This window comes from Microbacterium sp. HMWF026 (assembly GCF_003061325.1).
Classification (GTDB): Bacteria; Actinomycetota; Actinomycetes; order Actinomycetales; family Microbacteriaceae; genus Microbacterium; species Microbacterium testaceum_E.
In genome coordinates this window covers 1-4,651 of record NZ_QAJB01000138.1, presented here as the reverse complement: position 1 = coordinate 4,651, position 4,651 = coordinate 1, and the positions used below count along the sequence as shown (strand labels likewise).

The window sequence follows — 4,651 nt, the reverse complement described above, 5'->3', positions numbered from 1 at the left end:
GGTCACGGTGCGCGCCACCGAGACCACCGAGGGTCGCGCGCGCCTCTACACCGCCTCGGGCGACGCGGTGCACGCCCTCGACGAACTGCGACGGGCTGCGCGGGCTCGCATCGGGCGCCTGCTCGGCCTCGCGCCCCGCACCTCCCCCGGCGACACCGCCGACGCCGTCGCGGAGCGCCTCGGCGCCGACCGCGCGCGCGTCCGCGGCATCCTCGTCGACGACCGGCCCGCCACCGACCGCGACCTCGTCGCGGCCGCCGACCGACTCCGCGATCTCGAGGCGAGCGTGCGCGCCGCCGTCCGAACCGAAGGGACCCTCCGATGACCGACACCCCCGACACCCCGGCCTGGCCCGCACCCGCGACCGATCAGCGCCCGAGCGCCGCGGACTCTCACGACCACGCCGCGCTCCGCGACGCGATGCACCGCGTGCGTCTCGAGGTGGGCAAGGCGGTGGTCGGTCAGGACGGCACCATCACGGGGCTGCTGATCGCGCTGCTCTCGCGCGGACACGTCCTGCTCGAGGGCGTCCCCGGCGTCGCCAAGACGCTGCTGGTGCGCTCGTTCAGCCGCGCCCTCGGCCTCGACACGCGACGCGTGCAGTTCACCCCCGACCTCATGCCCGGGGACGTCACCGGATCCCTCGTCTACGACGCCCGTGCCGGCGGCTTCGAGTTCCGGGCGGGCCCGGTCTTCACCCACGTGCTGCTCGCCGATGAGATCAACCGCACGCCGCCGAAGACCCAGGCGGCCCTGCTCGAGGCCATGGAGGAGCGCCAGGTCTCGTCCGACGGCGAGAGCCGGCCCCTGCCCGACCCCTTCCTTGTCGCGGCGACCCAGAACCCCATCGAGCACGAGGGCACCTACACCCTTCCCGAGGCGCAGCTGGACCGTTTCCTGCTCAAGCTCGTCGTGGAGCTGCCCGGTCGCGACGCCGAGGTCGACGTGCTGCGTCGGCACGCGAACGGCTTCGACCCGCGCCGCCTCGCCGAGGCCGGAGTCGAGCCGCAGGTCACGGCATCCGAGATCCTCTCTGCGCAGCGGGCCGCGGCCTCGGTCGCCGTGGACGACGACCTGCTCGGCTACGTCGTCGACCTCGCCCGGGCGACCCGGCAGAGCCCGTCGGTGCTGCTCGGGGTGAGCCCGCGCGCGACGACCGGTCTGCTCGCCGCGGCCAAGGCGTGGGCCTGGCTCGGCGGCTACCCCGCGATCACCCCCGACCACGTGCAGACCATGCTGGTGCCCGTGTGGCGCCACCGCATCCGCCTGCGTCCCGAGGCCGAGATCGAGGGCGTCTCGGTGGATGCCATCCTCACCTCGGTGCTGCAGCAGACCCGCGTACCGATCTGATGTTCGTCACCGGCCGCCTCGTCCTGCTCGTCGCCCTCGGCGTCATCCCGCTCGTGCTGTTCACGAGCGGCGGCGCGCCCGCGTGGGGCGTCGCGGGCGGGTGGGTGCTGCTGTGCGCGGTCCTGACGGGTCTCGACGTCGCTCTCGCCGCCGATCCGCGCCGCGTCGAGATCACCCGCACGCACCCCGACCGCGCGCTGCGCGACGAGCCGGTCGCGGGCGAGATCCGCGTGCGCAACCTCGGTCGCCGCCTGCTGCGCGCGAGCATCCGCGACGCCTGGCAGCCCACCGCGGGAGCGCCGTCCGCGCGGCAGAACGTCGTCGTGCCGCCCGGCGAACGGAGGGGCGCCCCCCTGCCGCTGCTGCCCCGGCGACGCGGCGAGCTGCGCAGCGCGTTCGTCGTGATCCGCGCCGCCGGTCCCCTGCGACTGGCCGGACGGCAGGCCCGCGTCGACGCGCCCGCGCGGCTGCGGGTGCTGCCCCCGTTCACCTCGCGTCGTCATCTGCCGTCGCGCCTCGCGCGCCTGCGCGAACTCGACGGCAACACGACGCTGCAGGTGCGCGGTCAGGGCACCGAGTTCGACAGCCTGCGCGAGTACGTGCGCGGAGACGACGTGCGCTCGATCGACTGGCGCGCGACCGCCCGCGCGGGCACGACTATGCTGCGCACCTGGCGGCCCGAGCGCGACCGCCACGTCGTGATCGTCATCGACACCGGACGCACGGCCGCCGCGCGGGTCGGCGACGGCGTCCGGCTGGACGCCGCGATGGAGGCGGCGCTGCTGCTGTCGGTGCTGGCCGCACGCGCGGGCGACCACGTGCACCTGCTCATGTTCGACCGCATCACGCGGGCTCGCGTCACCCGGGTGGAGGGGTCGCAGCTGCTTCCCGCCCTGGTGGATGCCATGGCCCCGGTCGATGCGCAGCTCATCGACACCGACTGGGACGCCGCCCTCGCCCAGGTGCGCGGCCTGTCGGTGCGTCCGGCGCTCGTCGTGCTGCTCACCGCCGCCGATGACCCCGAGGCGGCGCGCGGCTTCCTCGCCGCCCTCCCCGCCGTGGCCCAGCGCTCGCGCCTGCTCGTGGCCACGGCCACGGACGGTCCCGGCGAGGTCCCCGCCCACCGCGACGCCGCGGACGTGTACGCCGCCGCGGCGATTGAACGCGCGCGCCACGATGCCGAACGCGTGCGCGACGCGGTCGTGCGGGCCGGCGGCGACGCGGTGTCCGCCTCCGCCGACGACCTCCCCCCGCTGGTCGCCGACCGCTATCTGGCGCTCAAGGCAGCGGGCCGCCTTTAGCACGTCCAGCCCTCATGCAGCCCGCGACATACGTCGCGGCTTATCCTGGGGGGTACCCTTCCAGCCGTCAGCGTGTCCCCTCCGCGCGCGGCCTCGCCGTCTACGCACAGGATGCGGGAGCTCTCTTGCCAGGTAACGCCACCACGCACTTCGACGATGTGGCCCTCGTATCGGTGGCGAGCGTCCTGCCCAGCCGCGTCACGACGTCGGACGACATCGAGGAGCGTCTGGCTCCCGCGCTCAAGCGCCTCAAGCTCAAGCCGGGGCTGCTGCGCCGCGTGGCGGGGGTGAATGAACGCCGCAACTGGGCCGAGGGCGAGTCCTCGGACGAGGCGACGATCGCCGCCGGCAAGCAGGCCCTCGCCGAGGCCGGCGTCGACCCGAGCGAGATCGGCCTGATCATCAACACGTCGGTCACGCGCAAGCACCTCGAACCCTCGGTGGCGGTGCGCCTGCACCACGGCCTCGGCCTTCCCAGCTCGGCGATCAACTTCGACGTCGCCAACGCCTGCCTGGGCTTCATCAACGGCATGAGTCTGGCCGCCGGCATGATCGAGTCGGGCCAGGTCAAGTACGCCCTCATCGTCAACGGCGAGGATGCCGACGAGATCCAGGTCAACACGATCAACCGTCTCGTGCGCGAAGACCTCGACCGCGACGCGTTCATGCAGGAGTTCGCCTCGCTGACGCTCGGCTCCGGCGCCGCCGCGGCCGTCCTGGGCCGCGCGAGCGACCACCCCGAAGGGCACCGCATCGTGGGCGGCGTGACCCGCGCGGCGACGCAGTTCTACGACCTGTGCGTGGGAAGCGTCGACGGCATGTTCACCGACGCGAAAGCCCTGCTCAAGGGCGGTCTCGACCTCGTCGTCTCGGCGTGGAGAGAGGCCAAGGACGAGTTCTCGTGGACGGGCATGGACCGCTACGTCACCCACCAGGTCTCGTCGGTGCACACCTCGGCGATCGTGCGCGCGGCCAAGCTCGACCGCGAGCGCGTCCCGGTCACCTACCCGCACCTGGGCAACGTGGGTCCGGCATCCATTCCGATCACCCTCGCGGCCGAGCAGAAGACGCTGCGCCGGGGCGATCGCGTCCTGCTGATGGGAGTGGGCTCCGGCTTGAACACCGGCATGCTGGAGCTGGCCTGGTGAGCCGTCCGCGCGTGACGGGCCCGCAGGCCACCCTTCCCCCCTCGGGGCTGCCCGGTCTCGATCCATCGCTCTCGCGACTGGTCGCCGTCGACGGCGTGCTCGCGGACACCGGGGCGACACGCACGTGGCACATCCTCGACACCGGTGACGCCCTGGACCGCCGCGGCGTCGAGCCGGTGGGCACCATCGTCGCGGTGCACGGCAATCCGACGTGGTCGTACCTGTGGCGCGCCCTCGTCACCGCCTCGCTCGCCCGCGCCGACGCGGGCCGCCCCGCATGGCGCGTCGTCGCCGTCGACCAGCTCGAGATGGGCTTCTCGGAGCGCACTCCCCTGCGCCGGACGCTCGCGCAGCGGATCGCCGACCTGGACGCGCTCATCGCCGAGCTCGGCATCCCGGGTCCGATCGTCACGCTCGGGCACGACTGGGGCGGACCCGTCTCGCTCGGCTGGGCCGTCGAGAACCGCGAGCGTCTGGCAGCGGTCATGGCGCTCAACACCGCCGTGCACCACCCCGAGGGCGCTCGGCTGCCGTTCGCGCTGCGCGTGGCGACGGCGCGGGGCATGCTCGCCGCCGGCACGACGGGTACGACCGCCTTCCTCGACGTCACCCTGGCCCTCGCCGACCTCGACCCGGCCGTGCGCGCGGCGTTCCGCAGCCCGTACGCGACCGTGGCGCGCCGGCGCGGGATCGGCGGGTTCGTCGCCGACATCCCCGCGACCCCCGAGCACGAGAGCACGCCGGCGCTGCACCGCATGTCGGCGGGGCTGCGCGAGCTGACGGTGCCCGCCCTGCTGCTGCGCGGACCGAAGGACCCCGTCTTCGGCGAGGATCACCTCGACGACCTCACCG

4 protein-coding genes and 1 pseudogene are annotated in these 4,651 nt (G+C 73.9%); all 5 read left to right on the top strand.

The features are described 5' to 3' along the window. Nucleotides 1-325: pseudogene (locus DBR36_RS17600) on the top strand (DUF4350 domain-containing protein); the annotation flags it as partial. Next, nucleotides 322-1,350: an AAA family ATPase gene (locus DBR36_RS06115; protein ID WP_375136060.1), complete on the top strand. Its 1,029-nt coding sequence runs from the start codon at nucleotides 322-324 to the stop codon at nucleotides 1,348-1,350. The pseudogene DBR36_RS17600 and the gene DBR36_RS06115, both read left to right, overlap by 4 nt. Beyond that, complete coding sequence (locus DBR36_RS06110; RefSeq protein WP_108318028.1) at nucleotides 1,350-2,651, top strand: DUF58 domain-containing protein; 1,302 nt, start codon at nucleotides 1,350-1,352, stop codon at nucleotides 2,649-2,651. Before DBR36_RS06115 ends, DBR36_RS06110 begins: the two co-directional genes overlap by 1 nt. 125 nt (nucleotides 2,652-2,776) lie before the next feature. Then, nucleotides 2,777-3,799 (top strand): 3-oxoacyl-ACP synthase III, encoded by a 1,023-nt coding sequence (locus DBR36_RS06105; protein WP_108318027.1) that lies wholly within the window; start codon nucleotides 2,777-2,779, stop codon nucleotides 3,797-3,799. Further along, on the top strand, nucleotides 3,796-4,651 hold an 856-nt coding region (locus tag DBR36_RS06100), incomplete at its 3' end, for an alpha/beta fold hydrolase (protein WP_146185250.1). The genes DBR36_RS06105 and DBR36_RS06100, both read left to right, overlap by 4 nt.

Coding starts and splice junctions, on each gene's coding strand:
- DBR36_RS06115 (WP_375136060.1), top strand. CDS start 322: ATGACCGACACCCCCGACACCCCGGCCTGGCCCGCACCCGCGACCGAT.
- DBR36_RS06110 (WP_108318028.1), top strand. CDS start 1,350: ATGTTCGTCACCGGCCGCCTCGTCCTGCTCGTCGCCCTCGGCGTCATC.